Origin of the sequence: Aeromonas media (genome assembly GCF_000819985.1) — a bacterium.
Taxonomy (GTDB): Bacteria; Pseudomonadota; Gammaproteobacteria; order Enterobacterales; family Aeromonadaceae; genus Aeromonas; species Aeromonas media.
On record NZ_CDBZ01000149.1, the window covers coordinates 1 to 4,292 of the forward strand.

Annotated in this window: 8 protein-coding genes; 3 read left to right on the forward strand and 5 right to left on the reverse strand. The window is 64.7% G+C overall.

The annotated features are described in order from the left end of the window. Positions 1-422: LysR substrate-binding domain-containing protein (locus BN1127_RS12920; protein ID WP_042649741.1), on the forward strand; the 422-nt coding region annotated here is incomplete at its 5' end. A gap of 71 nt (positions 423-493) precedes the next feature. Here the strand turns inward: BN1127_RS12920 and BN1127_RS12925 are convergent. The 5 genes from BN1127_RS12925 to BN1127_RS12940 form a co-directional block, all read right to left on the reverse strand. After that, positions 494-961, reverse strand: coding sequence for a GyrI-like domain-containing protein (locus BN1127_RS12925; RefSeq protein ID WP_042649742.1), 468 nt, complete (start codon positions 959-961; stop codon positions 494-496). 69 nt (positions 962-1,030) lie between these two features. Beyond that, positions 1,031-1,186, reverse strand: a complete 156-nt coding sequence (rsmS, locus tag BN1127_RS21575) for a pleiotropic regulatory protein RsmS (RefSeq protein WP_081805738.1) — start codon at positions 1,184-1,186, stop codon at positions 1,031-1,033. An 85-nt stretch (positions 1,187-1,271) separates the two neighbouring features. After that, complete coding sequence (locus tag BN1127_RS12930; protein WP_041207030.1) at positions 1,272-1,742, reverse strand: acyl-CoA thioesterase; 471 nt, start codon at positions 1,740-1,742, stop codon at positions 1,272-1,274. 14 nt (positions 1,743-1,756) lie between these two features. Beyond that, complete coding sequence (locus tag BN1127_RS12935) at positions 1,757-2,059, reverse strand: hypothetical protein (protein WP_231557485.1); 303 nt, start codon at positions 2,057-2,059, stop codon at positions 1,757-1,759. Next, on the reverse strand, positions 2,056-2,904 hold the full coding sequence (locus tag BN1127_RS12940; protein WP_042649743.1) for a DMT family transporter: 849 nt from the start codon (positions 2,902-2,904) through the stop codon (positions 2,056-2,058). Before BN1127_RS12940 ends, BN1127_RS12935 begins: the two co-directional genes overlap by 4 nt. A gap of 63 nt (positions 2,905-2,967) precedes the next feature. Here BN1127_RS12940 and BN1127_RS12945 point away from each other — a divergent pair, with 63 nt between their 5' ends. Then, entirely contained in the window at positions 2,968-3,621 is a 654-nt protein-coding gene (locus tag BN1127_RS12945) for a tellurite resistance TerB family protein (RefSeq protein WP_042649744.1), read from the forward strand. Between the two features lie 169 nt (positions 3,622-3,790). Further along, positions 3,791-4,240 (forward strand): GNAT family N-acetyltransferase, encoded by a 450-nt coding sequence (locus BN1127_RS12950; RefSeq protein WP_042649745.1) that lies wholly within the window; start codon positions 3,791-3,793, stop codon positions 4,238-4,240. Positions 4,241-4,292 lie beyond the last annotated feature (52 nt).

Below are 4,292 nucleotides of genomic sequence, written 5' to 3' on the forward strand. Positions count from 1 at the left end.
GGCGGGGGCAGGGGGAGCCCATCGCCCGCTGGCGCGAGCCGCTCGCCTGGGCCGACAGCCGCGACTGGCCCGCGGGGGAGCGGGATCCTGTCCCCCTGGTGGTGTTTCCGAGTGAAGGCCTCTACCGGCGCCAGATAACCGACGCCCTGGATGCCAGGGGCATTGCCTGGCGCATCGCCTACGTGAGTGCCAGCCTCGCCAGCCTGCAGGGGGCGGTGAGCGCGGGCATAGGGGTGAGCCTGTTGCCCGCCCGATTGCTGCAGCCCGATCAGGTTGAACTGACACACTGGCCGTCGGTGCGCCCGGTGGAGCTGGCCCTGCACCTGGGGGCAGGGGGCAGTGAGCCCCTCAGCCGGTTGTGCGAGGCCCTTATCGCGCTCTGTGACGAGGTAATGGGGGAGGAGGCAATCGTACCGCGCTGAGCAGGGCAGCGCGGCGCCGAACAGTGCGGTGTTGAGACGTGCCCTGCGAAGGCCGCTTTCGTCTCAGCCCCTCAGGCCAGGGCTTGCCTCGGTACCACGGCGAGCCAGACTTCCACCTCCCCGCAGCCGCTCTTTGGGTCAAATTTGTCGCCGTAGCGCTCAAAGTCCGGCTTGTGGGCGGACTCATAGTCCGAGTGTGCCAGCCAGTCCAGCGCCTGTTGCCAGGTGTGTGGCAGGGCATCGACATGGCCCAGATGGCGAAAGACCGCATAGGTCTGGGGGGCGATGCGCATCCGGCCAAGCCCGGGGGGGAGCACCTCCAGGGCGGCGACCTCCACCGCGCACATATACTCGCATTGCGTCGCGGTTGCGCCGCAGATGACGCCGTAGGCGTGCTCCCCCAGCTGACCTGGCAGGGGGCCAAGGGCGCTGAAGTCACGCCACTGGCCACCGAAGTCACCGTGCTGGAAGTCGTGATGGCGACGCAGGCCGCCAAGCAGCATGGCGTTGCTGGTTTCGAAGCGGATCGGGTCTGACATGGTGCCTCCTGGGTTGTAGGAGAAGGGTTGAAGGGAAAGAGGTGAAGGGACAGGGTCGAGGTGAGCGCGTCAGTGCGCCCGGCCTTCCTCACGCTTGCGCTCATAGTCCTGGCGAACGATGGCGAGCGCCGCCAGGACGAGATCCGGGGCAATCTGGTTGGTTTCCAGCAGTTCTATCAGATCCACCGCGAGTTTGACCTCGGGCGGTGCAGTTTCCAGTGACATCTTGGTTTCTCATGGGGCAGCGTGGTCGCCATTATAGCGCCCCGGGTGGCGAAGACACGCCTCGGTTGCCGGGGTTTGACGGGTGTCACATGTGCTGGCGCATCTCCTTGTCGAGCTCCTCGCGCAGGGTCATCAGCTTCCTGGCGTACTGCTGCAACTGTAGATCCTGCTCGCTCACCGGCTGCCATTGGGGCACAGGACTCGGTTTGCCGTGCTCGTCCATGGCCACGAAGATGATGATGCAGTGGGTGGTCTTGTGGCGCGCAGGGTCAGTGGGGTGGCGGCTGTAGACGTCTACCGCCAGGTGCATGCTGGTGGTGCCGGTGTGGATCACCTTGGCGTGCACCTCCACCAGCTGGCCTATCTGGATGGGGCGTAAAAAACGGATGCCCCCCACATAGACGGTGACGGCATAGCCGCCACACCAGCCGGCGGCGCAGGCGTAGCCGGCCTGATCGATCCACTTCATCACCATGCCGCCATGGACCTTGCCTCCGAAGTTGACGTCGGCCGGCTCGGCCAGAAATTGCAGGGTCAGTTCGCGGGGTGGGATCATGCTCTCTCCTCGGCTTATTGCCGGTAACTCTTGCGATAGGCCTCGGCCTGCTGGCAGGCGGGCACCTTGGAAAAATCGGGACGCTTGTTGCCCTCGCGCTGGCCGAAGCTGGCAAACTCCTGCTGGCAGCGGGTCGTTTTGCCCCCCTCCTTGATGCAGGTGTCGATGCGCTGCTGTCGGCCCTGCACGATCAGCAGTTGCTGGGCGTCGGAACAGGCCCGATCCAGCCCGGCTTGATGGGTTTCCCGATCCTGCTCTATGGCGAACAGGCCGCTCGACAGGCTGCTGGCGAGCAGCAATATGACCATCTTCATCATGCTTTGTCTCCTTGTGGGGGGCGTCCTGTTATGACCAGGGCTATGCCCCCCAGAATGCCCAGTGATGACAATAACAACCGCAGCGACCAGGACTCATCCAACCAGATGATCCCTGCCAGCGCCGCGAGCAGGGGCACCAGCAGCTGGACGCTGGCGGCCAGGGTGCGTCCCAGTTGGGGCAGCACCAGATACCAGAGCGCATACCCAAGGCCGGAGGCGAGGGCCCCCGAGGCCAGGGCGTAGCCAATGGCCGCCGGGCTGGCCTCAAGCCGGCCAAGCAGCAGGTAGAGCAGCGCCGCCGGCAGGCTGGCCCGCAGGAAGTGACCGGCATTGGCGGCGATGGGATCGGCAAAGCGTGAGGCCCGCAGGGTATAGCAGGCCCAGGCGATGCCGGCGCCTATCATCAGGGCCGCCCCCAGGGGATCCGGCGCCCGGATGCCGGGCAGCAACAACAATACCAGCCCTGCCATGGCGAGCAGCAGGCCAGCCCACTGGCGCAGTGGCAGGGACTCTCCGCGCAGCAGGGGCGGTGCCAGCATGCTGAGCTGGACGGCGGCAAACAGCAGCAGGGCACCGGTTCCCGTGGTCAGGGTGAGATAGGCGAACGAGAAGGCGGCGCCATAGGCGATGAGCGCGAGGGCCCCCCCCCAGTCTCCCTGGCGCGGCGACTGGTGGCGAACCCGGCACAACAGGATCAGCATCAGGGCGCCGCTGGTCAGCCGCAGCAGGGTAAACAGGGCCGGATCCATCCGCTCTTCGAACAGGGCGAGGCGGCAGAGTACCGAATTGGCAGCGAACGCAGTGAGCGTCAGCAGGGTCAGCAGCAACAGGCGGGGCAGTGGCATCCATTCACCTTGAGTTCAGTGGGCGCGGCACAGCATGGTATTTCATGCAAATGAGGAGGCCCCATGAAACAGATGCTGGAGCAATTGATGGGAGCTGGCAAGGGCTGGCTCAACGATGGTGGTGACACGCGCAAGGCCCAGATGAAAGGCATGGCCCAAGGGGGGCTGGCCGCCGGAGCCATGGCGCTGCTGCTTGGCAACAAGAATATACGCAAATACGGCACCAAGGTGGCGGCGGTGGGCGGGGCGGCCGCCCTCGGCGGTCTGGCCTACAAGCTCTATCAGGACTGGCAGCAGAACCAGAGTGCGCCAGCGGCCGGCCCGCCCCATCCCCTCAACGAGCTGGCGGGCGCCGAACTGGATGCCCGAGCCAGCTTGCTGGTGCGCGCCATGGTGGCCGCGGCCCGGGCCGACGGTCATATCGACGACGCCGAGCGGCTGAAGATCCAGCAGTACCTGACCGAGCAGGGCCAATCCGATGCCGCTCGCTGGATTGACGCCGAGCTGGCCCGCCCGCTGGATCCCCAGGCCCTGGCCCGGGAGGTCACCGACATGGAGCAGGCCACCGAGGTCTATCTCGCCTCCCTGCTCGCCGTCGAGGTGGATCACTTCATGGAGCGCGGCTATCTCGACGAGCTGGCCCGGGCCTTGAAGCTCGATGACAGCCTGAAAACCAGCATAGAACGCCAGGTGGCCCAGCTGGGTGCGCCGGGTTGAGCCCGTGCTGACATCAGGATTGTGCACAAGGCCCCGTCACGGGGCCTTGTGGTTTGTGGCCACCCTGAATGGATACATTCGGCGCTTCACCTTGGTGCCGACTCCTCCTATGATGAACCATTCCCCAGGCCTTGGGGTCAGTTCGTCAGCCAAATGCAAGGAGCACCCATTGGAAATACGTAAGGCAACCGAGCAGGATCTCGACGCCATTGTCGAGCTGGATCGGCAGATAGGGCAGATCCACTTCGAGCAGGCTCCCGAGGTGTTCTGCCCTCCCTCTTCGCGGCAGCGGGCGTTTCTGCTGGACGCCATCCAGAGCGAGGGGCGACTGTTTTGTGTCGCCGTGGTGGTAGCGGGGTTTCTGACTGCCCGAATCGATATCAATGAAGCCATTCCGTTTCTTACCAAACTGCCCGTCTGTCGGATCACGACTGTGGTGGTGGATGAGCACCACAGATCCCGTGGCATAGGCAAGGCACTGATCGCCCACTGCGATGGCTGGGCCAAGGCCCATGATGCAAGCCAGATCCGGCTGGAGGTGATGTCATTCAATGACAGGGCCAGGTCGCTTTACGAATCCCTTGGCTTTACCCGGCAGTCTGAAACGTACGCCAGATAGCCCGACGTTCGGTGAATAAACAAGGCCCCATCATGGGGCCTTGTTTATTCAC